Here is a 25,947-nt window from a genome sequence, read left to right as displayed (position 1 = left end):
TTCTACCGCTAACACTTCTGCCGCCTGACGAATTTGCGTCAGGCAGGCGCCCATTACCTGGGGCTGACAACGTAAACTGTAGGGGTCCTGCACTTTTTCGCAGTTCTGATGTGATTGACCAATAGCTGAGCTTTGCTGCAACAAATGCCGGTAAATCGATGCTGCATCAATCTGGCCACGCTGACCCCGGGCTTGATGAATGCGTGCATCAAAGGGTGAACGACTGCCCAGCGCCGCTTCGACACTCATAGCACCAATAACACAACCGGCAGCAAACAGATCTTCAGCTTTGAATAAGCCTTGCAGTGCCAGGGCAGTAGAGGCCTGAGTACCATTTAACAGCGCTAAACCCTCTTTCGCTGCCAGGGTGAGTGGCTCCAGACCTGCCAGGGCTAAGGCTTCTTTAGCATCATATAGCTGGCCTTGATAACACATTTCACCCTCACCAATCAGCGGTAATACCATATGAGCCAGTGGTGCCAGATCGCCCGAGGCCCCGACCGAGCCTTTTTCCGGAATGCAAGGATATAAACCGGCATTGACCATCTGTATCAACAGTTCAATCACTTGTAAGCGGATACCCGAATAACCGCGCGCCAGTGAGTTAATTTTTAATACCATCATCAGCCGCACAGTGCTGTCGGCCATAAACTGGCCGTAGCCGGCAGCATGTGACAGTACAATAGAGCGTTGCAGCAGTTCCAACTCATCATTTTTTATGCGGGTATTTGCCAATAAGCCAAAGCCGGTATTAATGCCATATACCACTTTGTTTTGCTTAATGACATCAGCTACACAGGTGGCCGACTTGTCGATGGCGGCTAAAGCGCTGGCGTCTAAGCTAAGTTGTACCGGGCCAAGATGCACCTGCCGCAGTTGGGCCAGGGTTAATTGACCAGGGATTATATTTAGGGAAAATGCCATCTTGTTTACTCCGTTACCATGGGCAGGTCTAAGCTTTGTTCGGTTGCGCACTTTATTGCTATGTCGTAGCCGGCATCGGCATGACGCATTACGCCAGTGCCAGGGTCGTTCCATAGTACCCGGCCTAGTCGGGCTGCGGCCTGCTCTGTACCGTCTGCCACTATCACCACGCCGCTGTGCTGGCTGTAACCCATACCAACACCACCACCATGATGCAGTGATACCCAGGTAGCGCCGCCAGCTGTGTTTAACAAGGCATTAAGTAAAGGCCAATCGGAAACGGCATCTGAACCATCCAGCATGGCTTCGGTTTCGCGATTCGGACTGGCGACTGAGCCTGAGTCCAGATGATCGCGGCCAATCACTACCGGCGCGGTTAATTCGCCACTTTTCACCATCTCGTTAAACGCCAGGGCAATACGGGCCCGATCTTTTAAACCTATCCAGCAGATGCGTGCTGGCAAGCCCTGAAACTGTATGCGCTCGCGCGCCATATCCAGCCAGTTATGCAAATGCGGATCATCAGGAATCAGTTCTTTCACTTTCACATCGGTTTTATAGATATCTTCAGCATTACCCGACAGCGCTACCCAGCGGAAAGGGCCTATGCCCTGGCAAAACAATGGCCGGATATAAGCCGGCACAAAGCCAGGAAAATCAAAGGCATTGCTTACCCCTTCATCTTTAGCCATTTGCCGGATATTGTTGCCATAGTCGGTGGCCACCGCGCCGCGTTGCTGCAACGTCAGAATGGCCTGCACCTGCACCGCCATCGACTGTTTGGCGGCTTTAACCACCAAGGCTTCATCAGTCTGTCGTAGCTCAATGGCTTGTTGCAGGCTCCAACCTTGAGGTAGGTAGCCATTTAATGGGTCATGCGCAGAGGTTTGATCGGTGACCACATCAGGCGTGATGCCGCGGCTGACCAGTTCGGCAAATACATCAGCTGCGTTAGCCAGCAGGCCAATAGATGTCGGCTTGCTGTCTTTTTTCGCTTGCTCCAGCAGGCTCAGCGCCTCATCCAGTGAGTAGGCTTTTTTATCCAGATAGCGAGTGTTTAACCGAAAATCGATACGGCTTTCGTCTACTTCACAGGCGATCATGTGATAACCGGCCATGGTGGCCGCTAAAGGCTGAGCGCCACCCATACCACCTAAGCCGCCGGTTAGGATCCACTTGTTGCTGGCATCACCGGCAAAGTGCTGTTTTGCCATGGCAACGAAAGTTTCGTAAGTGCCTTGTACTATGCCCTGGGTGCCGATATAGATCCAGGAGCCAGCTGTCATTTGGCCATACATCATCAGGCCTTTGCGGTCTAACTCATTAAAATGTTGCCAGTTAGCCCAGGCCGGGACCAGATTCGAATTGGCGATTAATACCCTGGGGGCATCCGGGTGAGTAGGGAACACGCCTACCGGTTTGCCACTTTGCACCAGTAAGGTTTGGTTATCTTCCAGACGGTTTAATACCTCGACAATTTTGTCATAGCATTGCCAGTTGCGTGCTGCGCGGCCAATGCCACCATACACGACCAGTGCTTGTGGGTGCTCGGCCACTTCCGGGTCCAGGTTATTCATTAACATGCGTTTTGCCGCTTCAGTCTGCCAGCTTTTAGCGGTAATGCTGGTGCCGCGTGCAGCACGGATCACCCGGCTGTTATCAATACGTGAGTCTGTCATAAGCTTGTCTCTTTGTTGCTGGGTAACGAAAAATTCAGATGGCCACCTAAACGATAGCGACTACCAGGTGACGTTAAATAAGCCAGACTGACGGCGCCCTCGCGACTAAAAGTGCGGCGGGTCAGGCGCAAACAGGGTTCGGCCTTTTTCAGTATTAAATGCTTACAGGTAAAATCGTCAGGCCAGATGGCTTCGACCGTATGTTCCGCTTCGGTTAGTGGTGCAATAAAACTTAAATACTGATGCGGAGTTTGCTGGTTAAAGTCTTGCTGCACATAGTCAGGCACCAGTGTAGGGCTGACGTAGCGGGCTTCAAGTTGCAGTGGCTGGTTATTCTCTAAATGGACAATCAGCGAAAAAAACACTGGCTCATTGCGTTTTAACCCAAGTGCAGAAGCGATGATAGTAGGGCAAGGCAATTCGGTCAGCTGCAACAAATGCGCGCTGTAGGCATGGCCGCGGCTGTGAATTTCATCGGCAATATTGCGAATTTCTAACAACGAGGATTGTGATTTTAGCGCCGCCACAAAGCTGCCTACACCCTGAGTGCGATACAAAATGCCCTGCTCAGTTAGCTCTTGAAGCGCGCGCCGCGCCGTCATGCGGCTGACACTGAATTGTTCTGCCAGTTCGTTTTCAGATGGTACCCGGCTGTGCTCAGGCCAGGCGCCAATTTCAATCTGGCTTAGCATAAACTCTTTAATTTCGGCAAATTTGGCGACGGCCATAACACCCTCCGGATAAACTTAATAAAAAATACTGCAGTTTGGTTGTATATACAAGTTGTTGGTGTAAAATTATTTTAACTAGTGTCTTCAGGAGTACTCTATGCAGCAGTTTGATGCCATCTGGATAAATGCCAATATTGCCACTATGACCGATAACGGTCAGCCCTATGGTGCTGTTACTCAGGGGGTGTTGGCGGTTAAAGATGGCTTAATTGCTTATGTAGGTCCGCGCAGCGAGTTACCCGAGTGTGATTTGCTGGCGACTCCTTTGTATGATGCTCAAGGTCAGTGGCTGTTACCCGGCCTGATAGATTGCCATACCCATTTGGTTTACGCAGGCAATCGCGCCAATGAATTTGAAATGCGGTTAAATGGCGCCAGTTATCAGGATATTGCTGTTGCAGGTGGCGGCATTAGATCAACCGTGGCCGCGACCCGTGCCGCGAGCCATGAACAGTTGTTTGTGCTGGCGAAAGACCGGTTAAACAGCCTGTTAGCGCAAGGTGTTACTACGGTTGAGATTAAATCAGGCTATGGCCTGGATTTGGCCAACGAGCAAAAAATACTGGAGGTTGCCGCTGAGCTGGATAAGCATCACCCTATTAGTATTGAAAAGACCTTTTTGGGCGCGCATGCCTTACCTTTTGAGTTTGCTAATAATGCTGATGGTTATATTAATGCTGTATGTGAGATGCTGCCTGAGCTAAATGCTCTTGGTTTGATTGATGCGGTAGATGTATTTTGCGAAGGGATAGGCTTTACCCTTGCGCAAACACGCCAGGTGTTTAACGCTGCCCGGGCTTTAGGTTTACCGGTTAAGGCACATGCCGAGCAGCTATCCCTATTAGGGGGCAGTGCTTTAGTCGCCGAGTTCGCTGGTTTATCAGCAGATCATATTGAGTTTCTGGATGAAACCGGTGTGGCGCAAATGGCGAAAGCCGGTACCGTTGCCGTGCTGTTACCGGGAGCCTATTATTTTTTGCGAGAAACCCAGTTACCACCCATAGACTTGTTGCGGCAGTATAAGGTACCCATGGCAATTGCGACAGATCTCAATCCTGGAACGTCGCCCTTGTGTTCATTGCTGTTGATGCTCAACATGGCTTGCACACTGTTTCGTTTAACTCCGCAGGAAGCGCTGCTTGGCGTCACCCGTCATGCTGCCAGGGCCTTGGGTCTGGTTGACCGCGGTATTCTGGCCGTTGGCTTTAGAGCAGATTTTGGCTGTTATAACATTAGTCAGCCAGCTGAACTGTGTTATCAGTTGGGGGTGAATAAACTTAAGCAGCTGATTATAAAAGGTAAAGAAGTTAAATTTTAATAATTATGCAAGGCTTTACTTGCAGCTTAAATGCAGTAAGCTAAATAGATAGTTTATTGCCGGGAGTGCGCTGTGCCTGTTTACTTATTGCTGCTTGGCAGCTTTTCAGCTATGGCCGCCACTGAAGACGCCACCAGTGCTAACACCTTGCTGTTATTGCTCGGTTTGATATTAGTATTAAGTGGCTATCTGTTTTGGCAACGATACCAGCTGCAACGAATTAGACAGCAACCCCCTGCTGCGGCCGGGTTTTATTCCCTGCATGATGATATCAGTGGTTTTCCGAATAAATTAGCTCTGCAACAGCATTTAGAGCAATTGTTACTGCGCTCCCCTGAGCGCACCTTTGCGTTGCTGATTTTTAAAGTCGCCGGGTTTGAGCAAATAAACCAGTTACTAGGGCATAGCAACAGTAATATGATCCTGGCACAAATTGGTCAACGGCTGAATAATCAATTGCAGCAGGAAGACGGCATTCTGACTTTCGAATACCGGCAGCAACTGCCGATCCGGGTTTGTCACCTGGGCGGAGTGGATTTCGCTATCTGGTTAGATGATAGTGCCAAACATAGCCGGGCTGAATATCTGGCCACTCAATTAGAGCGAACTGTACCACAAGGTATGTTGGTGCATGGCTGTGCCATTGATTATCAGCTGGTGTCTGGCATATCCCTTTATCCATCGCACAGTACACAACTCAACGAACTACTTGAGTGCGCTTATCTGGCATTACAGCATCATCAATGGCAGCGTGGCAACAGCCCGTTATTTGAGCCAGCAATGCTCAATTATACTGCTGAAAAGCTGGCTTTTATGGCTGAACTGCGGCAGGCCATTGCTGAAGATCAGTTACAACTCTATGTGCAGCCGCAAATTCATATGACGTCCAGGCAGGTGGTGGCAGCAGAAGTACTAATACGCTGGCGACATCCCTCCAAAGGCTTATTGGCACCAGAAAGTTTTCTGAGTCTGGCAGAGGAAATGGGTGTTATTTATCCGTTAAATCGCTGGGTGCTCACCCATGCCATGCAAGCCATAGTGGCATTAAGTGACGCTAACTTAGTCAGCAAAGTTGCAGTAAACCTGACCAGTAAGGAATTGCTACAGGATGAATTGGTAGAAGAGTTAGAGCTTATGTTTCAACAATACCAGATAAAACCGCAACAACTGGTGCTGGAGCTAAAAGAGAGTGCCTTGCTGGCGGATCCACAGCGTGCCCGTGCTATTTTGTTGCGCCTGCACCGGTTAGGTGTAGGTTTGGCATTGGATGACTTTGGTACGGGCTTTTCTTCTCTGGGGTATTTGCGCCAGCTGCCTATCCAATTTGTGAAAATTGACTGTAGCTTTATCAGTGAACTGGATAAATCAGATATGCAGTCGGCTATCACTGGCGCTATTATCGATATGGCACGCAATCTGGGGCTCAGTGTTATTGCTGAGGGCGTCGAATCTGCTGAAGTGGAAGATAAGCTACTGAGGATGGGCTGCCAGTTCGGGCAGGGGTATTGGTATAGCAAACCCTTTGAACTGGCTGGATTTCCCAGTTGGCTTGCGCAATGGCAACAAAAAACGAAGCCACGCACAGCTAGCCGTTAAAGGGGGGATTGGAGCTAGATGGCTTGCGCCTGCTGTTGTTTGCCTTCGATAAAGGCCAATACCAAGGCAGTTAACAGCTGTCCCACCTGTTGGTAGCCTGCGGTTAATCCGGCAGGGTGTTGAGCTGGTGCGGCTTCTGCCAAATGCAGATAGCGGCATGCAGGAATACGCGCCGTCTGATATACACACTGCTCTGCTGCACTCAGGCTAATACCCTGGTAGGTAAGGGCGCTGGCCGGTGCACTGTTAATACAATCGACATCGACTTCCAGGCCAATTAAATGTTGCTCCTGGCAAATACTATCCAGTGCCTGCTCAATAGCCTGCTGCCAGCTTAATATCTGGCGTACAAAAATGGCCTGATAACTCAGATAATCCGCTTTGTGCCGGGTTAAGCAGCCAAGGGTAGCGCTGGAGTTCTTTTGTTCGTGCAGCCCCAGCACCATATATTTTTCTAAAAGCTGTTGCTCAAAAGCATAACTAAAGCCATTGCCACTATGCCGCCCCTCTAATGGCCGGCAATCGGCATGGGGATCGAGATTCAGACAATTCACCGGGCTACCACTAAACTGGCAAAGGGCACTGAGCATAGGCAGTGCATTATTGTGGCCGCCACCAATCACTATCGGTATTAAACCTGCCACAAAAATAGCCGTTACAACAGGCTCAACCCGTTTATCGAGCTCAGCGCAGGCAGTACGTAGTTGTTGTAGCGTAGGTGTGGTTGCTGACGCTTCATTTTCAGGTAATAAATCATCACAATTGATGCTGCCAAGCAGCAAAATCTGCTGCACTGGCAATAACCCATTATGCTGTAAATTGACAAAGCGTTGTAAAAAAGCTGGCCAGGCTTCAGCTGCACCGCTCATGCCGCCGTTGGCTCTGGGGCCAATATCTTCTGGTATACCCAGTAGCACATAGCGACCACCTGCCATGGCGTGCTGTTGCAGTATCTGCGTTAAATCAGCATCGGTAGCTGGCAAGCTAAGCGCCTGACCAAACCTGACTTCATTAGCCCGATGTTGGAGATAGCTGCCTAGCTGCGCTGTGGTAAACGTCTTAAGGTGAAACATATATAGCCACTATTCAATATCTAATGGCTCTGGAGACATAATGATGCCAGTGCTATCGGCATACAGATGGTCGCCCGGTAAAAAAGTGACACCGGCAAAATTAACCGGCACTTCGGTTTCACCAAAGCCGCTATCATCAGCCCCAATAGGAATGGCATTAACAGCCTGAATACCAATATCAAAATCTTCCAGCGCATCTAAATCACGGACACTGCCGTAACAGACAATGCCTTCCCAACCATTGGTCGCTGCCAGTGACACTAATTCTGCATCCAGTAAGGCACGTCGGGCTGAGCCTCCGCCATCAATCAGCAATACCTTGCCAATACCGGGGTCAGCCAGCATCTGGCGAATTAAGCCATTATCTTCAAAGCATTTAATGGTATGGATCTGGCCGCCAAAGGAACGTCTGCCACCATAATTGGCAAAAATTGGCTCAACTACGTCTACCTGCTCTGCAAACAGGTCGCATAATTCTGAGGTGTTATATTCCATCGGGCGCTCCGGGCTAGACATGACTTTCGCACAGTATAGCCTGACCCCAGCTAAGCTCAAGATAATATTATTCTTTACTATCAGCCAGTGGCTTGCTGGGAAGCAAAGTTCTTTGCTAAGGTAGATGTACTTATCTAGTGGAAGCCTATCAGGTGCCAACAGAAATCTTCGCCCGTTTAACACTTTATCTCACCCAGCTGGGCATGGCTCTAATGTTAAGCGGCCTGTTCTGGTATTTTTATAGTATTTATCAACAACATTACCTGAAGAAATGGTTTTGGGCCTTTAGCAGCTTTGCTGGTTATCAGCTTATCGTGCTGCTATTTAATGCTACCCCTTTGGGGCAATCGGTATTGGCCTTTCCACTTAATGTTTTGTCGCTGTTTAGCAGTTATGTATTTGCGGCGATGTTACTGCTGGGGATGATTTACAGCGGCAATACAGTGATAAACACACCTGCCAAAAATAAGCTAATTTGGCTGATTTTATGTGGGTTAATGCTGTTAAGTCTCGCCAGTGAGTTACCCCTGTGGCTGATAAGCGATGAGCTGTCGGTCCGACGGCTGTTAACTATCCACCTGCGTTTTTCGTTAATGGGATCAGTAATTTTATTGTCTGGTTTATGGCTGTGGCAAAGGCCCAGACAGGGAAAGTTTGTTGGCGAGCCTTTAGCCGCCTTAGCCATGATGTGCTGGGGGTTGTTATATCTGGTGGCCGCCATCAGTGATGTTGTTCATCCTTGGGTTTTCTCGACTTCCAGTGTGATTTTTGTCTACAAATCGGTTGAACTCTTATTGCTGGTGTTATTATCACTGGCATTGTTTATCTGGCTGCAGGAGAACGAGCGCAACCTCAGCATGCAGTTAGCTGAAAAAACCCGCTATCTGGATCAACACGATCAGTTAACTGGCGCACTAAACCGCGATGCACTGTTGCTGCAATTGCAACAGCGCTTGAGTCAGCAGCAGGTACCAGCACAAGTGATGTTGATGTTGGGGTTAGATAAATTTAAAACCGTTAACGAATCGGTAGGTTTAAAACAAGGCGATAGAATTTTACGTGAAGTGATCCGCCGCTTTGAGCAAAGCGTGTTAAAACCCGAACTGATTGCCCGCACCGGCGGTGATATTTTTGCGTTGGTGCTGTCTGATGTCGCTCATGAAAAACAATTTCAATACGCGTTGCAACATGTACAGCAGTTGATAGAAAAACCCTTTTTACTAGACAGCGGTCCTTTAAAACTGACCACCAGTATTGGTGTTGCGCTTTACCCTGAACATGCCACCAACGCTGAGCAGTTACTGCAAAAAGCCAATATTGCTTTTCATCAGGCTAAACGCCTGCAAACCAGCTGGCTTAGTTATCAACCGGGTATGGAAGAAGAAACCGCCCGGCTCATTGGCTGGGAAAGTGAGCTGTTAGATGCGATGGCTAATGATCAATTTGTACTGTATTTTCAACCGCAACTCAGTTTGCGCCAGGATAAACTGGAAGGTTGTGAAGTGCTGGTACGCTGGCAGCATCCGCAGCGTGGCTTACTGATGCCAGGCCAGTTTTTACCCTTTGTAGAGCAACTTGATTTGAGTCAGCAGCTGGATTTCCTGATTTTACGTAAGGCGGTATTAACCCTTAGTCGCTGGAAGCAAGCAGGGTTAGCTATTCCGCTGGCAGTAAATATGTCTCCCATTCATTTTCAGCAGGATGGCTTAAAGCGTGAATTACAACAGTTATTAACGCAGAATCAGCTACCGCCGGGTTTGCTGGAGCTGGAAATTACTGAAAATACTGCGATGCTGGATATGGAAAAAGGTTCTAACTATGTACTGGAACTGCAGCAGATGGGTATTCGCGTATCTATTGACGATTTTGGCACAGGCTATTCTTCATTGGCATATTTACGGCGTATGCCGATTGATAAAATTAAAATTGACCGCAGTTTTGTCGCTGATATGGCAAAAAACGACTCAGATATGATGATCGTCAAAACCATGATCCGGCTGGCGCAAGGGCTAGGGAAACGTATATTGGCTGAGGGGGTGGAAAGCAGTGAGCAATTGGCAATTTTACGGGCCTTGTCTTGTGATGCTGTGCAAGGTTATTTGATTGCTAAACCTTTACCAGAAGCTGAGGCATTACTTTTTTATCAGCAGTTTAGCTATAGTCAGTTGTCCCTGAAAAAGTCGACCTGAAAAACTTTTGTACAGTGTTTAACAGTTTTTGTTTTATGCTTCTATGCTAAGAGTAGTTTAGCTATATCTATTGGAGTTGACGATGTCTTTAATGCGCCGTTTTACCATTAAACAACGCTTATTTTTAATTGCTGCAACCCTGATGTTAGCTATTCTTGCGATGCTGCTGATTTTATTTATGCAAAGTCAGCAGTTGACCAGTCTGGCGCGCACCCAACAACTAGTAGAGCAACTGAATACTGATGTTTTGATGCTACGCCGGCATGAAAAAGATTTTGTGATGCGCACTGAGTTACGTTACCTGCAACGCCATAGCGACAGAGTTTCCCTGATGCGCGAACGTAGCACGGAATTGCGCCAGTTATTGGCTCGTCACAATATTGATCAGGCACCATTGCAGCAGTTTTTACAGTTTGCCGAGCAATACCAGACGTCATTCAATCAGTTAGTAGCGCTACAGCAGCGCATTGGTTTAACAGCAAATGATGGTTTGCAGGGCGAGCTACGTGCTGCGGTGCAGCAGTTGGAGCAGCGTTTAGAGCAGTTGAATCAACCTGAGCTGGTTATCTCGGTTTTACAGTTACGCCGTCATGAAAAAGATTTTTTACTGCGCAGTGATGAAACCTATGTGGAGCGTTTTAACCAAACCATTGCCCCTTTGCTGCGAAGCTTACAAAGCTCTGGCAGCGATAGTCTGGCGCTGGCCGAGCGCTACCAGAGTGGTTTTACGGCACTGAGCTCAGCGATGCAGCAGCTGGGGCTGACCGAAACCGTCGGTTTAACCGGACAAATGCGCAGTGCTATTCACCAAACCGAAACCAGTCTGGCCGAGATGGCGGAGGCAACGACTGGAGCTATTACCTCAGCAGTCAAACGTAGTCAAACCCGGGCACTGCTGTTTTGTCTGGTAATACTGGCATTGGGCTTAAGTCTGGTAGGTGTGACCAGCCGCAGCATTTTACGGCCAGTATTGGCGGTGTGTCAGACTATAGGGTTGATTCGTACTGAACATGACTTCCGGCAACGGGTCGATGACTCAGGTCAAGATGAAATGAGTACCCTGGCTCGTGATTTTAATGCGATGCTCAGTGATTTCCAGCATTTAATCCGTACCGTGAACGAAGCGCTAAGCATGCTGGATCAGGCGACGGCGGAACTGGCCAAATCGACAGCGGGTACTAGTCAGGGCATGCAGCGCCAGCAATCTGAAACGGATATGGTGGCGACAGCTGTCACGGAAATGGGTGCTACCATCAATGAAATTGCCAGCAATACCGAAATGACTGCCGCCAAAGCGGATGCCACTAATCAAAATGCGCATAGTGGCCGGCAGGAAGTTGAGCAAACCGTTAAGCAAATTCAACAATTATCAACCCGGCTGCAAAGTGCTACCGGTGTAATATCTGAATTGGAAAAGGACAGCCAGACCATAGGTTCGGTGCTGGATGTGATTAGAGCGATTGCTGAGCAAACTAACTTGCTGGCATTAAATGCCGCTATTGAAGCGGCCAGGGCTGGCGATCAAGGCCGAGGTTTTGCGGTGGTAGCCGATGAGGTGCGTCATCTGGCACAACGCACGGCCCAGTCCACCCGGCAAATCGAAGAGATTATTGCGGCACTGCAAGGCCGTACCCGACAAATTGTTGAGGTGATGCAGCAATGTCGGCAGCAGGGTAGTGATAGCGCTGATCAGGCGGGCGTTGCCATGACCTTACTGAGCGAAATCACCGCCGATGTCACCAATATTATGGATATGACCACGCAAATCGCGGCAGCCATTGAGCAGCAGAGCCATGTGGCCGCAGAAGTGAATAAGAACGTAGTGAAAATTCGCGATCTGTCAGAGGATACTTTTGGTTATGCTCAGCAAAATGCGGCGATCAGTGAAGAAGTATCGCAGCAAGCAGCGAGTTTGCGGCAAAGCGTGCAAATTTTTAAAGCCTGAACCGCTGACGAAATTGGCAGCTAACTCAGCTGGCGCACCGACACCAGGGTATCGCGACTGGCGTTAGCTGCTTTAAGTTGTGCCAGATATTGCTGCCATAATGCCTGATGCTCTCGGGCTAACTGCAGCAAATAGTCAAAACTGTAAAGGCCACTATCGTGGCCATCATCAAAACTTAAACGCACCCCATAATGCCCCACCGGGCTTATCGCCCGGATGGCCACCTGACGTTTATTGGCCACCAGTTTAGGTTTACCATGACCGCGCACTTCAGCCGAGGGGGAATGTACCCGCAAAAACTCGGCAGTTAAGCTTAGTAAAGTGCCGTCACTGAATACCAGATCCAGTAAACGGCGTTGCTGATGATAATGCAGTCGGCTAAGCGTCATAAGTTAGAGTATAAACCGGCTTAAATCTTCATCCTGTACCAGAGCACCCAGATGTTGCTCGACATAGTCGTCGGTAATGTCGATGTGCTGGCCGGCATGATCGGCCGCGTCGTAAGAAATATCTTCCAGTAAACGCTCCATTACCGTGTATAAACGACGGGCTCCAATATTTTCGGTGGTTTCGTTGACCTGAAAGGCTGCTGCGGCGATGCGCTTAATACCCTCTGGACTGAAGCTAATGTTGACCCCTTCGGTAGCGAGCATGGCAATGGACTGTTCAGTCAGTGAGGCTTTAGGCTCGGTCAAAATTCGCTCGAAGTCTGCGGCTGTCAGCGCTTCCAGTTCCACGCGGATCGGTAAGCGCCCTTGTAACTCAGGGACCAGATCGGAAGGCTTGCTCATTTGAAAGGCGCCGGAGGCAATAAACAAAATATGATCGGTTTTGACCATGCCATGCTTGGTATTGACGGTGCAGCCTTCAATTAACGGCAGTAAATCGCGTTGCACACCCTCACGTGAGACATCAGGGCCACTGGTTTCACCGCGCTTACAAATTTTGTCAATTTCATCCAAAAATACGATGCCGTTTTGCTCTACGGCTTCGAGTGCCTGAGCTTTTAGCTCTTCCGGGTTAATTAAGCGGGCGGCTTCTTCTTCAATCAGCTGTTTAAAGGCATCTTTGATTTTCAGTTTGCGTTTCTTTTTTTTGTCCTGCCCCAGGTTCTGAAACATGCTTTGCAGCTGCGAGGTCATCTCTTCCATGCCCGGCGGTGCCATAATTTCAATGCCCATGGTGCTTTGTGACAGCTCCAGTTCTATTTCTTTATCATCCAATTGGCCTTCGCGCAGCTTTTTACGAAATACCTGACGGGTATTGGATTCGGTACTGCTGCTGTCTGATTCACTCCAGGCAGATTGTTGCGGCCGGGGTAACAGGACATCTAAAATACGCTCTTCGGCAGCTTCTTCAGCGCGAAAGCGGTTTTTGGCAATAGCTTGCTCACGTAGCATTTTTACTGCGCTGTCGGTCAGATCGCGAATAATGCTTTCTACTTCTTTACCGACATAGCCCACTTCTGTGAACTTGGTCGCTTCAACCTTGATAAAAGGCGCATTGGCCAGTTTGGCCAGGCGGCGGGCAATTTCAGTTTTACCCACGCCGGTGGGGCCGATCATTAAGATGTTTTTTGGGGTCACTTCCTGGCGCAATGCTGCGGGCAACTGCATACGGCGCCAGCGATTACGCAGGGCAATAGCGACAGCGCGTTTGGCTTTATGCTGCCCGATAATATGGCGGTCCAGTTCATGGACGATTTCTCTTGGGGTCATATCAGACATGCAGTACCTGCTTATAAGAGTTCAATGGTATGGTGGTGATTGGTGAACACACAGATGTCACCGGCGATGTTCAGGCTTTTTTCCACGATGTCATGCGCATTCAGTTCAGTGTTTTGCAGTAGTGCTGTGGCCGCAGCCTGAGCAAAAGGGCCGCCGCTGCCAATGGCAATAAGGTCATGTTCGGGCTGCACTACATCGCCATTGCCGGTGATGATAAGAGAGCTGTTGGCATCGGCCACTGCCAGTAAGGCCTCGAGCTTTCTGAGCATGCGATCAGTGCGCCAGTCTTTAGCCAGTTCTACGGCGGCACGCATTAAATGCCCCTGATGCAGCTCTAATTTGGCTTCAAAGCGTTCAAATAGCGTGAACGCATCGGCTGTGCCGCCGGCAAATCCGGCCAGCACTTTATTATGATATAAACGGCGAACTTTGCGGGCATTACCTTTCATTACGGTATTACCAAGCGATACCTGGCCATCGCCGCCAATAGCGACCTGGCCATTACGGCGAACAGAAACGATAGTTGTCATGAATAAAGCCTTGTGGCGAATTAACCTAAGGCTTTAAGTGAGGTTGCATTGCGATGATTTCAAGTCTGGATTCAGGTCCAATTCCAGATTTGACAACCATTGATGTTTTGTTGCTGCAGCCGGTTACGATCAACGGTTGCTGCACGGCGCGATTCATAAGGGCCTAACACCACCCGGAACCAGACGCCATTAGTACCCTCGGTACGGCGCACCGTAGAGGCGATACCGGCAAAGGCAATTTGCGCTTTCATGGCTTCAGCTTGTTGTTGCTGGCGAAAGGAGCCACATTGCATCTGAAACGGGCCCAGTCGTTGCTGTTCCTCCACATCAACCACCACTTCTTTATTCTCCAGCTCAGTAATATACTGGTAGGGTTCCTGAGTAGGACGTGCTGGTAACTCATCTTTTTTGACTGGCTTAGCAGGCTCTGATACTAACGGAACCTGTTCTGCCGGTTGCTGACCAAGCAGGTATAATCCTATGCCAAAGCCAATTAATAAGCACAGAGTCAGACCGATTAATAACCAAGGGCGCGCGGCCTTGGTCTGACGGCCATTACTGCGCCTTGGCTGAGCTTTAGCTTTGGGTTTTGGCTTAGGGCGACTGGCCCTGACATAATCTTTTTGCGGCATAATACGAATTTAAGCGCCTGTAAGCTTACTAATAGCGGCTATTCTACAAGGTTATGTCGAAAAAGAAATACAGCCGCGCTGGCTAAGCCATTAGTTCAGATCAATGGCATCGACATCCAGTTGCCATTTTAGCTTACGGCTAAGCGGCCATTGTGCTAATTGCGGTAATAGCTGCTGTAATGCCTGATGTAACTGTGGCCGCTGGCTGGCATAGAGTTGCAGCTGCCAGCGGTATTTACCAGCACGGCGCTCCATCGGCGAGCTGATAGGACCTAGCAGCTGTACCTGTGGAAACGCGCTGCAGGCGTCTGCGACTTGCTGTAACCATTGCTGACAGCATTCACTTTGCAAGCTTTCGGCACGGAATAATGCCAGATGTTGGTATGGAGGCAGTCGTGTTTGTTGCCGCTCCAATAAGGCACTGCGAGCAAAAGAACCATAGCCGTTTTGCATTAAATCCTGCAGTAATGCATGTTCCGGATACTGGGTTTGGAGCAGTACCTGTCCAGGATGGCTGCCACGGCCGGCACGCCCTGAGACCTGAGTGAGTAACTGCGCCAGTTGCTCAGGTGCCCTAAAGTCGCTGCTGTACAGGGCGCCATCCACATCGACAATCACCACCAGAGTGACATAAGGGAAATGATGGCCTTTGGCTAACATCTGAGTGCCAATAATAATTCGGGGGCCGTGTTTATTAATCTGTTCCAGCGCCTGATCCAGGCTGCCTTTGCGCCGGGTACTGTCGCGGTCGAGGCGGGTAAGTGGCACCTCGGGGAACATCAGTTGTAATTGTTCTTCTAACTGCTCAGTACCCTGACCTACTGGTGCCAGACGTGAGCTGCCGCAACTGCCGCATTGGCGTGGTACTGGCCGGGTAGCACCACAATGGTGGCACACCAGTTGCCGGCTATGTTTGTGGTAAGTGGTAAACGCCGAGCAACGTTTGCACTCTGTAAGCCAGCCACACTCCTGACAACTTAAGGCAGCAGCGAAGCCACGCCGGTTTAAAAAAAGCATCACCTGCATACCTAGCTGCAATTGCTTGCGAATCTGCGTCAGTGTCTGGCCTGCTAAACCATGCACTAATTGCTGCTGCTTTAAATCTACCAGCTGGTATTGGGGTATGGCCTGGCCGCTGGCGCGTTCTGTCAGGCTCAAATGCATATGGCGTTGTTGCTGACAGTTATACAGGCTTTCCAGACTAGGGGTGGCAGAGCCCAATACAATAGGGCAACGCTCTAATGACGCCCGTTTAATCGCTAGATCGCGCGCGTGATAGCGAAAGCCATCTTGTTGTTTTAAGGATTGGTCGTGCTCTTCATCAATAATAATTAAACCCAGAGTGGCAAAGGGTAAAAATAAAGCGGAGCGGGTACCAATAACAATAGCTGCTGCCGCGCTTTGTGTTTGTTGCCAGCAAGCCAGCCGTTCGGTGTCGCTTTGGTTCGAGTGCCAGCTGAGCACAGGTACGGCGAAACGTTGCTCGAAACGGGCCAGTGTTTGCGGTGTCAGGCCAATTTCCGGCACTATCAACAGCACTTGTTTACCTTGTTGCAATAAGGGGGTGATGGCCTGTAAATAGACTTCTGTTTTACCCGAGCCGGTTACCCCTTCAAGTAAAAAACTGCGAAACTGCTGTTGAACCTGATTAATGGCGGTCACAGCCAGTGCCTGATCAGCGCTGAGTTGCAAGGGGGGCTGCTTTAAGCCCTGATACTGGTAGGCTTGATAAGGCTGCTCTTCACGGCGAATAAGTTGCTTAGCTAAAAGCTGAGTTAAGCTTGCCCGTTGATGCTGCGCCAAAAGCGTGGTTTCTGCTTGCGGACCCTCGCGTAATGCCTGCCATAAAGCCAGTTGTTTTGCTGAGCGTTTAAACTTATCTGCACTGGCGTTAAAACCTGACTCGCTCAGTTGATATTGCATACTTGCAACCTTATTCAATGCCCTGCCTTCCCGCAGTAGGGCAGGTAAGGCTGCAGTAAGAACTTCGCCCAGAGGGTGATGATAATAGTCGGCGGCGAAGCTGAGTAATTGCCGTAAGGTTTCGCCCAGCACCGGTTCGTTATCAATCACTTCTTGCACCGGTTTTAACTGTGCATGGTCAAAGGTGAGGCTGGGTGACAATTGCCAGACAATGCCGATTAACTGGCGTTTGCCAAAAGGCACCAATACCCTGCACCCCACCTGAACCTGCATGGTGGAGGGTAACAGATAATCAAAGTGCTGTCGTAACGGTACTGGCAGGGCAACCCGGATCACTGTCAAAAGCATGGCTCCATCATCAAAAAAGAACACGATTTAGCAAAGGCTAAGTGTAAGGAGCTGAGGCGGCCTTGCCAAGGAAAACAATTTGCACAAAAACACCGTGGGCTAGTTGCAACTTTGCTGGCTATCTATTAAGCTACGCGCCCTTAATTAACTGTAATTACGTATGGTGTCTGGCATAAATAATGACCAGATTGCGATGCGGCCTAACGAGGTAAACCATGAAACCAGGTATTCACCCAGAATATAAAGAAATTACTGCAACTTGTACTTGCGGTAATACCTTCAAGACCCGCTCTGCACTGTGTAAAGACATTCACCTGGACGTATGTTCAGCTTGTCACCCGTTCTACACTGGTAAGCAAAAAGTGTTAGACGTGGGCGGCCGTGTTGATCGCTTCAAAAAGCGTTTCTCGGTACTGGGCAGCCGTTAATCCTGCCAGTTACGACCAACAAAAAAAGCACCTTAGGGTGCTTTTTTTGTGTCAGCTGCAATTTGCAGGTTCTTGCTTATTGTTACTTGCTCTATCTTATTTGCCTCCAGAGAGTGCTTCAGAAATTGAGCCACTGCTGCTGTCCGGGCGAATCACACCACAGTTAGAACCTGACTGCTCACAACTGACACCGCGAATTCGGCTACCAATACTGCGATTATCATATCGACCGGTTTCAGTGAGCCGGCGTACCATACCATCAAGCATGGTATTAGTTTGATTAACTGAGCCGACTACCTTGATCACTTCTACGTTATCAGCATCTTGCAAGCGACTGAGTAACTCAGCGTGATCTTCGCCGGGTCCGGCGTTTGCAGCAGAAGCCTGGCGTAATTCGGCCATCAGGCTTTGCATATGTGGCCGTGATTCATTATGGCCAGACATCACCAGGTAGCGGTATAACTCAGCAGCGCCGGGCAAGTCTTGCTCAGTGGCGATGCCTTCGTGTTTAAAACGGGCCAGTAAATACATGGCATTGACCAGTTTTTGGTCAGCGGCGGCTTCCAGAAGTTTCACAGCCTCTGCTACCGATGTCTCTTCTTCAGTTTGTAATAACAGCATGGCTTTCTGGTATTGCGCCGGGGAGTATTTTTGTGCAACCGCGAGATCCAGCAGTTTGTCAGCCTCGGCCAAATCCTGCTCTACCATAAAGCCATTTCGCAACCAATCTGACATCAGATAGGTGGCCATGGCATTACGATGCCGCACACCCAGCCTTAGAAAGCGAAGCGCTTCTTTACGGTCTTGCTCCAGACCATCACCGGTGGCATAAGCCATGGCGACGATAGCCGCCGCATCACCACTGCCATTACGGGCTAGGCGCATTAATTTGCGCAATTCAGTAGTGCAGTCTTTGTCGGCACAAACTTGCTGACTGTTACTGCTGGCCTGGCTGGAAAAGGCTGTTGGGCTAAAGCCGGCAACGCTGCTTGCCAACAGCACAGCCACTGCGATAAGTGAACGGTTCATAAAAGCTCCTGAAGGCTTTTTAGTTAAAATAGTGTAATCATGATCAACCATGGGGTTATTTAGGTCAATGTTTTCCCCTGAGCAAAATGTAAGCAACTATTAACCAGGTTACCTCTTGCGTCATAGAATATTGTTATCAACGTGCAAAACGGAAACGCAGATCTTATCCAAGGCCATGAGTTGCTGCTTTTTTAGACAAATAATCATTATTTACAAAAAAAATATTTATCCTGAGGCTTCATCAAGCTTTTTAGGGGCATATTTTACTAATAGCCGTCTACACGGCTTATGTGCTGCGGTTTGCTCAGCCCTTGCAGTTGTGTGGTTAACTTAGCAGCTGCGCTTAAAAATGAGTATTCACTGCATGCTTATCGACAATATCGCTAACAATTGACTTGATTGCCGTTATGGCGCTCCTGGCAGGGGCTTGGCAGTCAGGTCCCTTTCTTGTTATAACCTGTTACAGATAACACCAAAGTCGTACAGACAACGACCTGCTACTCTGGTACGTCCAGCACGAAACCGGTGTTATTCTGTCGGTCAGCTTATTAGAATGAGCGACATTTTGGGCCACTGCCAGCTGCATCAAATAACAGGCAGGGCTTTACCCGCACTATCAATGTCAGGAAACGCACGATGTCAGATTTCAGAGAGCAGGCACTACGCTATCACGCCGAGCCCAAGCCCGGTAAAATCAGTATTGAAATTAGTAAACCCGCTGAAACGGTGACCGATTTAGCTTTAGCTTACAGCCCGGGCGTGGCTGAACCCGTTCGGGAAATTGCTGCTGACGTTGATAACGTTTACAAATATACGGCAAAGGGCAATTTAGTGGCGGTAATAAGTAATGGAACCGCAATTCTGGGGCTGGGTAATTTAGGACCTATGGCCTCCAAACCGGTGATGGAGGGTAAGGCGTTATTATTTAAACGTTTTGCTAATCTGGATTCGATTGATATCGAAGTCACTCACCGTACCACTGAAGAATTTATTAATACAGTAGCTAATATTGCTGATACTTTTGGCGGTATTAATTTAGAAGATATCAAGGCACCGGAGTGTTTTGAAATCGAAAAAGAACTAATCAAACGCTGTAATATCCCGGTATTTCATGACGATCAGCATGGTACGGCCATTGTTACTGCTGCCGGCATGCTGAATGCGTTGGAAATTCAGGGCAAAGATATCCGTAACGCTATTATCGTTTGTATGGGTGCCGGTGCTGCCGCCATTGCCTGTATGGAATTGTTGATTAAATGTGGTGCCCAGCGAGAGCATATCTATATGCTGGATACCAAGGGTGTGATTCACACTCGTCGTGATGATTTAAACCAGTATAAACTGTTGTTTGCTAACAATACTGACAAACGCATCCTTGAAGATGCGTTGGTGGGCGCCGATGTTTTTGTTGGCGTATCAGGCCCTGACGTTTTACCGCCTGAAGCACTGAAACTGATGGCCGAAAAACCGGTGATCTTTGCCTGTTCTAACCCGGATCCGGAAATTAAACCTGCGCTGGCCCACGCTATGCGTGATGATTTAATTATGGCCACCGGTCGCTCAGATTACCCTAATCAGGTAAACAACGTGCTGTGTTTCCCATTTATTTTTCGTGGTGCTTTGGATGTACGCGCCAGCCGGATCAATGATGAGATGAAAATAGCCGCCGTCAATGCTATCCGCGCCATTGCCAAAGAGCCGGTTCCGCAGGAAGTATTAACGGCCGCTAAGGTTGACAGCTTGCAATTTGGTAAAAGCTATATCATCCCCAAGCCAATGGACCCACGGTTACTGCCAAGAGTAGCTCGTGCCGTGGCAGAAGCGGCTATTGCATCGGGTGTAGCTCGGATTGAGATGCCGGCGAACTATTTCAGGTAATGCCTGGTTAGCCGGTAATGGTTCCGTCAGACAAAAAACCGCTGCGGCGGTTTTTTTTATTGGTTCCTTTGCAGCTTTGCACTTATGCATAAACTATAACCGTAGCTGTGCGCTTGCTGTCTTGTGAGGATAGCAAGGATAACCACCCACCATCGGGCGAACCATGCTTAATTGATGCCCCTGCTGCCTTAGTGTTTCAGCTCTGCCACTAAGAATAGGCCATTGCTGCGTTGAGCCTTGTAACCATTCCAGATGGTTTAACACATCCTGCTGTGCAGCATAATAGGCATTCAGGGTGCCAACATCACGCCAGTAACCCGCCAGGGTTTGTGCACCGGGTAGCTGGTTGTTTGAAAAGTCATACACATAAACGGCTTGCTGCTGATAAATCTCTGGTAACAGTTGCTGGCCGAAATCAAGAGGTTGCCCGCTGTGGTATTGAGCCAGTGCCTGATATAAAGCGGTATCAGTAAACATGTAGTTGCCCATAGATGCCAGCACATAGCCAGGTCGATTGGGCATACAGGGTTGTTCTGTTTGTGGTTTTTCAATAAAACCGGTCATGCGACCACGGGCATCGGTTTGAATAATGCCAAAATGCTTTGCATAAGCTCTGGGGATAGCCACCGCTGCTAATGTCACCGCTGCTTGTTTTTGCAGATGATACGCCAGCATTTGCCGATAATCCATTTTGTAGATATGGTCAGCACTTAATACGGCAATATGCTGTGGTCGTAGTTCGCGGATTTGGCTCAACTGACGAGCGACAGCGCCAGCGGTGCCGGCATTTGTAGTGGCAGGGGCACTATAGCAGTGTAAGAATCCTTGGCGGCGAAAGCGTTTGGCTCAACTTTGTTGTAAATAACGTTCTACGCCCGCGGCCTGATATTGCGTTAGCACCATTAAGTCAGTAAAGCCGGAATGCAGTAAATTACTTAGCACAAAATCGATTATGCTAAAGCCCCCAGCAAAGGGCACCACAGGCTTGGCCTGATCTAAGGTTAACGGGCGCAAGCGGCTGCCACAGCCACCGGCCAGTAAAACGCTTAATACGTCCGACATATCACCTTCGCTATGCAGGCTTGAGGTGCCATTAAGCCTAGTTCAGCTCCCCGCAACTCGCTTGATACAGATCAAAATAAAAGTGTTTCTTGTAAAAGGCGGTTCGCAGGCACAAAAAAACCGCCAATCGGCGGTTTTGCTAACGCAGACGATAGTTTTATTCTTCGTCGCTGTCTGCTTCAATGATAACCGGAATCGGCTTGCCCATACTGGTTAAAATTTGCCGCACTTCAGTAGGCACCTGATGCGGGTTGTCTTTACGTAAATCGTCATCAGCCGGCAGCGGTTGGCCGGTGAATGCATGTAAAAAGGCTTCACAGAGTAACTCACTGTTAGTGGCATGTCGCAGGTTATTGACCTGGCGTCGGGTGCGTTCGTCGGTTAACACTTTTAACACGTTCAGCGGGATAGAGACGGTGATTTTTTTGACTTGTTCTGATTTTTTACCGTGTTCCGCGTAGGGGTGAATATACTCACCGTTCCACTTAGCCATAGGGTTCCCTTGTTATTGGTCGAGAAAATTGCTCAAGAAACAGGATTGCTCGCGCAGTTGCCGAATTCTAACGCTTTATCTGCTGCAGTCAAATAGTGTACAGCAAATAATCATTATAGACGGCTAAATGGTTTGACATCCTTTTTTTTAGCTTTATACTTTTAGACGTCTAAGCATCCAAAGCTGGAGCAGCCATTATGTCAAAACGTCATCCGGCCACCATCGCCGCCCGGGCTGGCATCGCCGAAGATACTGCCTTTGCTGCGGTGACTCCGCCTCTGTATTTGAGCTCAACCTATAAATTACCCGCTTTTGAACAAGCTGGTGCTTACGATTACTCACGCTCAAATAACCCGACCCGGGATATTCTGGGCGAGGCGTTAGCTGAGCTGGAAGGTGGCACCAGAGCGATAGTCACAAATACCGGTATGTCGGCCTGCTTGCTGGCGCTGCAATTACTGACCCCAGTTGATACGCTGGTGATCCCACATGATTGTTATGGCGGCAGTTACCGGTTATTTACCAATCTGGCGCAGCGTAAACAGGCGTTTAAGCTAAAAATTATTAACTTTCAGCAGCCTGACTGGGCTGCGCAAATAAAAGCAGCTAAACCGGCGATGATTTGGCTGGAAACACCGAGTAACCCATTATTACAAATTACTGATATCCGTGCTGTTTGCCAGTTAGCGGCAGAGTTAACGGCAAAGGTCGTAGTTGATAACACCTTTTTATCGCCTTTGTTGCAGCGCCCGCTGTTATTAGGTGCCGATTTAGTGGTGCATTCCACCACTAAATATATTAATGGCCACAGTGATGTGGTTGCCGGGGCCTTAATTGCCAAAGACAGCCTGATTGCCGATGAACTTAAATGGTGGGCTAACTGCCTGGGCGTCACGGGTGCACCCTTTGACGCCTATTTAACTTTGCGAGGTTTACGCACGCTGGGCCCTCGTTTACGCGTGCAGCAAGACAATACCCAGCAAATTGTCGCATTTTTGCAAGAGCAGCCACTGGTGGCCAAAATCTACTACCCGGGCTTACCAGATCACCCCGGTCATCAGATAGCAAAACAGCAACAACAAGGTTTTGGTGCCATGTGCAGTTTTGAGCTAGCCGCGCCGCGGGCCTTGTTGTCGGTATTTTTTGAAGCGTTGCAGTTCTTTACTCTGGCGCAATCTTTAGGTGGCACCGAAAGCCTGATCTGCCATCCTGGTACTATGACTCATGCCTCTATGGATGCCACTGCGCAGCAGACTGCAGGCATAGCGCCATGTCTTATCCGTTTATCTGTGGGCATTGAAGACGCGGCCGATTTAATTGCCGATTTAGCCGGTGCTTTTGCTGCGGTCGCTCGTGCACAACAGCAAGACGCACAGTCAAAAGATCAGCAAGCGGTTGATAGCGCAAAGCTGCCATCTGACGGCAATACACTGTTTGTTAATAATCCGGCCTTAGCGGCTTTTTGGTAATACTGGATTTAAAAGTATGACGTTACACTCTTCAGATGCAGCCGTCACTCGTTCTCACAACGGCTGTAACCCAGCCCTTGAGGTACATAAATTCGGCGGCAGTAGCCTGGCTGATGCCGGGCGTTTTGCCGCTGTGGCCGATATCGTCTGCCAGCAAACGGCGGAGTCATTATGGCTGGTGGTGTCGGCCCCCGGTGATACCACAGATACGTTATTGGCTTTATTAGCGCTGGCCGCAGAGCAGCGCGATGTTAAGCCAGCAATAGCTGCTTTAGCGTTGCAGCTTAATGAGCTGGTGCAAAGTAGCCTGCCTGCAACGCGTGCTGATAAGATGTTGTGTACTGTAAAGCAGTGGCTTGATGACTTACCGGGATTGTTGGCTGCACAACAGCAGGTGGCAGTACTGTCGATTGGTGAGCGTTTTTCTGCCTTATTGTTGAGCCAGTTGTTGCAACAACGCGGTAGACAAAGTTCTGCACTGGATGCGCGGGATTTTATCCTTGTTCAACAGCAGCAGGTGTGTTGGCAAGGTAGCGCGGCATTGCTGGAGCGACAACAGCTGGCAGATATTAATGTTGTAACTGGTTTTATTGCCCGCAATGATCTTGGCGAGGATATCACTTTAGGCCGCAATGGCAGCGATTTTTCAGCCACGATTTTAGGGCGTATTTTAGTCGCCCGCTGCGTGACTATTTGGACCGATGTCCCGGCTATTTTCAGTGCCGATCCGCGCAAAGTATCTGCAGCAGTGCCTTATGCTGAAGTGAATTGGCAACAAGCCTGCGAGCTGGCAGCGCTTGGCAATCCGGTATTGCATGCCCGCACTTTAGCGCCTTTAACCGCCGTTGGTGCAGAGCTGGTGGTACGTAGCAGCTTTAGCCCGCAGCAAAGTGGTTGCCGGGTAAAACCTCAAGCGGCAAGGCGACATTTTATAACGGAGTTAAATTGTGCGTGTTTAGTTAGTTTTCACGATCAGATAGCCCTGTCTGCTACTCAACTTTCGTTGCAATTACAACAGCCCGTCATTGAGCTGCCGCATACCGGCACAGGGCAGAGTTGGTTGCTGCCAAAAGCCGCATTACCTGCAGCCTTAGCCGCTTTACAGCAAGCCGGAGCCCATCCACTATCAGATACTGCCAGTTATTATGCGCTCGCCTGGTTAAAAGCCGGTGCGATATCAAGCCAAAAGTTGGCTGGCATCTTAAAGACCGCGGCAATAAAGCATCACTATGAAAATGATCAGCTGGCAGTCTGGCTGTTTAAACAGGAGTTAGCTGTGACAATATTAGATGAGATACACCACGAGTGCGTAAAGCCAACACCGCAATTACAGTTAGTGGTGGCAGGAAGCGGTAATGTGGGGGCAGAATTTTTACGTTTACTACCCCGGCAGCAGCAACGGCTGGCGGGCTCATTAGATTTGCAATTGGCCGGTGTTATTAACTCACGTCAGGCCTGGTTGGGAAAACAACTCGATTCACATTACTGGGCTGAGGGTTTGGCCAACAGCAGTCACTATCAATGGTCTGAATTACTGGCTTACCTCAAAGCGTTGCCATCACCCAAGGTGTTGGTGGACATTACCCCAAGCCGGCAATTTGCAGAACGGTATACAGAATTGGTGGCAGCAGGTTGTCATATTATCAGTGCCAACAAACAGGGTGTAACGCTGCCCTCAAGCCAGTATCAACAGTTAAAGCAGCAATTTGCCAATGCCCAGCTTAGTTGGCTCAGCAATACTACAGTGGGTGCTGGTATACCGGTACAGCGTGTATTGCAGGAGTTACTTGACAGTGGTGATAGTGTACGTCAGATCAGTGGTGTATTTTCTGGCACCCTGTCCTGGTTGCTGTGTAAGTATGATGGCAAGCAGGCCTTTACAGATTATTTGTTGCAGGCGCAGCAATTAGGTTTAACAGAGCCGGATCCGCGCGATGATCTATCTGGCGCAGATGTGCAACGTAAATTACTGGTGCTGGCGCGCGAACTGGGCTTAACACTGGAGCTGGAGGATATTCGGTTATCGCCCCTGTTAGCGGCTAATTTAGCGCAAGATGATTGGGCAAGTTTTTGGTCTGAGCGTGCGCTGTTAGATCAGCAGATGGCCAAAGCATTTCAGGCAGCTGAGGCTGAAGGTAAGGTGCTACGATATGCTGCTAAGTTAAGTTTGACGGCAACAGGGGTAAGCGCAGAGGTCGCGTTGCAAGCGGTATTGCCTGATCATCCGCTGGCGGCGTTAGCACCTTGCGATAATATTTTTGTGGTAGAATCTGACTGGTATAGTCCTAATCCACTGGTGTTAAAAGGACCGGGTGCCGGGCGTGAAGTTACCGCCGGAGGCTTGCATGCTGACCTTGCTGTACTAGCCCGGCAATTGCAATCTTTTTAGGCAGCAGAGAGCTTTAGTCACTCAGTTTTGCCAACCCTTTAGTGTTGAGTGGCCAGGGGTTGTTATAAAGTCCTGGCATTTTTTTACCA

The 25,947-nt window shown here is 49.2% G+C and carries 20 protein-coding genes and 1 pseudogene; 8 read left to right on the top strand and 13 right to left on the bottom strand.

Translation table 11 applies throughout. The features are described from left to right. The 3 genes from V7D78_RS00660 to hutC form a co-directional block, all read right to left on the bottom strand. Nucleotides 1-924 (bottom strand): aromatic amino acid lyase (locus V7D78_RS00660; protein ID WP_333606489.1); only part of this gene is annotated, 924 nt, incomplete at its 3' end. 5 nt (nt 925-929) lie between these two features. Next, nucleotides 930-2,603 (bottom strand): urocanate hydratase, encoded by a 1,674-nt coding sequence (gene hutU, locus V7D78_RS00655; RefSeq protein ID WP_333606488.1) that lies wholly within the window; start codon nt 2,601-2,603, stop codon nt 930-932. Next, entirely contained in the window at nt 2,600-3,331 is a 732-nt protein-coding gene (gene hutC / locus V7D78_RS00650; protein WP_333606487.1) for a histidine utilization repressor, read from the bottom strand. The genes hutU and hutC overlap by 4 nt, the downstream gene beginning before the upstream one ends. Nucleotides 3,332-3,431: 100 nt before the next feature. Here hutC and hutI point away from each other — a divergent pair, with 100 nt between their 5' ends. Together hutI and V7D78_RS00640 are read left to right on the top strand one after the other, a co-directional pair. Further along, a complete protein-coding gene (hutI, locus tag V7D78_RS00645; RefSeq protein WP_333606486.1) occupies nt 3,432-4,652 on the top strand; it encodes an imidazolonepropionase in 1,221 nt (406 codons plus the stop codon). 72 nt (nt 4,653-4,724) lie between these two features. Further along, nucleotides 4,725-6,248, top strand: coding sequence for a putative bifunctional diguanylate cyclase/phosphodiesterase (locus V7D78_RS00640; protein ID WP_333606485.1), 1,524 nt, complete (start codon nt 4,725-4,727; stop codon nt 6,246-6,248). Between the two features lie 14 nt (nt 6,249-6,262). On the opposite strand, the gene V7D78_RS00635 is transcribed toward V7D78_RS00640, so the two are convergent. Both V7D78_RS00635 and rraA read right to left on the bottom strand, forming a co-directional pair. Continuing rightward, nucleotides 6,263-7,231: a formimidoylglutamase gene (locus V7D78_RS00635; protein ID WP_333606484.1), complete on the bottom strand. Its 969-nt coding sequence runs from the start codon at nt 7,229-7,231 to the stop codon at nt 6,263-6,265. Nucleotides 7,232-7,330: 99 nt separating this feature from the next. Continuing rightward, nucleotides 7,331-7,816: a ribonuclease E activity regulator RraA gene (gene rraA, locus V7D78_RS00630; RefSeq protein ID WP_333606483.1), complete on the bottom strand. Its 486-nt coding sequence runs from the start codon at nt 7,814-7,816 to the stop codon at nt 7,331-7,333. A gap of 152 nt (nt 7,817-7,968) precedes the next feature. On the opposite strand from rraA, the gene V7D78_RS00625 reads away from it, so the two are divergent. Then, entirely contained in the window at nt 7,969-10,005 is a 2,037-nt protein-coding gene (locus V7D78_RS00625) for a putative bifunctional diguanylate cyclase/phosphodiesterase (RefSeq protein WP_333606482.1), read from the top strand. Nucleotides 10,006-10,087: 82 nt separating this feature from the next. Continuing rightward, entirely contained in the window at nt 10,088-11,950 is a 1,863-nt protein-coding gene (locus tag V7D78_RS00620; protein WP_333606481.1) for a methyl-accepting chemotaxis protein, read from the top strand. A gap of 20 nt (nt 11,951-11,970) precedes the next feature. On the opposite strand, the gene V7D78_RS00615 is transcribed toward V7D78_RS00620, so the two are convergent. The 5 genes from V7D78_RS00615 to priA form a co-directional block, all read right to left on the bottom strand. Beyond that, complete coding sequence (locus tag V7D78_RS00615) at nt 11,971-12,339, bottom strand: DUF971 domain-containing protein (protein WP_333606480.1); 369 nt, start codon at nt 12,337-12,339, stop codon at nt 11,971-11,973. 3 nt (nt 12,340-12,342) lie between these two features. Next, nucleotides 12,343-13,677 carry an HslU--HslV peptidase ATPase subunit gene (hslU, locus tag V7D78_RS00610; protein ID WP_333606479.1) on the bottom strand — a complete coding sequence of 445 codons (1,335 nt, stop codon included), beginning with the start codon at nt 13,675-13,677 and terminating at the stop codon, nt 12,343-12,345. Nucleotides 13,678-13,688: 11 nt separating this feature from the next. Next, entirely contained in the window at nt 13,689-14,207 is a 519-nt protein-coding gene (gene hslV / locus V7D78_RS00605) for an ATP-dependent protease subunit HslV (RefSeq protein WP_333606478.1), read from the bottom strand. A 71-nt stretch (nt 14,208-14,278) separates the two neighbouring features. Further along, nucleotides 14,279-14,839 (bottom strand): SPOR domain-containing protein, encoded by a 561-nt coding sequence (locus tag V7D78_RS00600; RefSeq protein ID WP_333606477.1) that lies wholly within the window; start codon nt 14,837-14,839, stop codon nt 14,279-14,281. A gap of 90 nt (nt 14,840-14,929) precedes the next feature. Further along, a complete protein-coding gene (priA, locus tag V7D78_RS00595) occupies nt 14,930-17,110 on the bottom strand; it encodes a primosomal protein N' (protein WP_333606476.1) in 2,181 nt (726 codons plus the stop codon). 215 nt (nt 17,111-17,325) lie between these two features. Here priA and rpmE point away from each other — a divergent pair, with 215 nt between their 5' ends. Further along, nucleotides 17,326-17,538 (top strand): 50S ribosomal protein L31, encoded by a 213-nt coding sequence (gene rpmE, locus V7D78_RS00590; RefSeq protein ID WP_008951171.1) that lies wholly within the window; start codon nt 17,326-17,328, stop codon nt 17,536-17,538. Between the two features lie 96 nt (nt 17,539-17,634). On the opposite strand, the gene V7D78_RS00585 is transcribed toward rpmE, so the two are convergent. After that, nucleotides 17,635-18,567, bottom strand: coding sequence for a tetratricopeptide repeat protein (locus V7D78_RS00585; protein WP_333606475.1), 933 nt, complete (start codon nt 18,565-18,567; stop codon nt 17,635-17,637). 636 nt (nt 18,568-19,203) lie between these two features. On the opposite strand from V7D78_RS00585, the gene V7D78_RS00580 reads away from it, so the two are divergent. Then, the gene (locus V7D78_RS00580) at nt 19,204-20,445 is read left to right on the top strand and encodes a malic enzyme-like NAD(P)-binding protein (RefSeq protein WP_333606474.1); all 1,242 of its coding nucleotides are present in this window, start codon (nt 19,204-19,206) and stop codon (nt 20,443-20,445) included. 93 nt (nt 20,446-20,538) lie between these two features. Here V7D78_RS00580 and V7D78_RS00575 read toward each other — a convergent pair. Next, nucleotides 20,539-21,507: pseudogene (locus V7D78_RS00575) on the bottom strand (sugar phosphate nucleotidyltransferase). Between the two features lie 157 nt (nt 21,508-21,664). Next, nucleotides 21,665-22,000, bottom strand: a complete 336-nt coding sequence (metJ, locus tag V7D78_RS00570; RefSeq protein WP_333606473.1) for a met regulon transcriptional regulator MetJ — start codon at nt 21,998-22,000, stop codon at nt 21,665-21,667. A 197-nt stretch (nt 22,001-22,197) separates the two neighbouring features. Between metJ and metB the strand changes: the two genes are divergently transcribed. Together metB and metL are read left to right on the top strand one after the other, a co-directional pair. After that, nucleotides 22,198-23,469, top strand: coding sequence for a cystathionine gamma-synthase (gene metB / locus V7D78_RS00565; RefSeq protein ID WP_333606472.1), 1,272 nt, complete (start codon nt 22,198-22,200; stop codon nt 23,467-23,469). 16 nt (nt 23,470-23,485) lie between these two features. Then, nucleotides 23,486-25,858, top strand: a complete 2,373-nt coding sequence (gene metL, locus V7D78_RS00560) for a bifunctional aspartate kinase/homoserine dehydrogenase II (protein WP_333606471.1) — start codon at nt 23,486-23,488, stop codon at nt 25,856-25,858. Nucleotides 25,859-25,947: the final 89 nt, after the last annotated feature.

Source organism: Arsukibacterium sp., from assembly GCF_036735525.1.
Lineage (GTDB): Bacteria > Pseudomonadota > Gammaproteobacteria > Enterobacterales > Alteromonadaceae > Alishewanella.
This window is presented reverse-complemented; position numbering and strand designations above follow the sequence as displayed.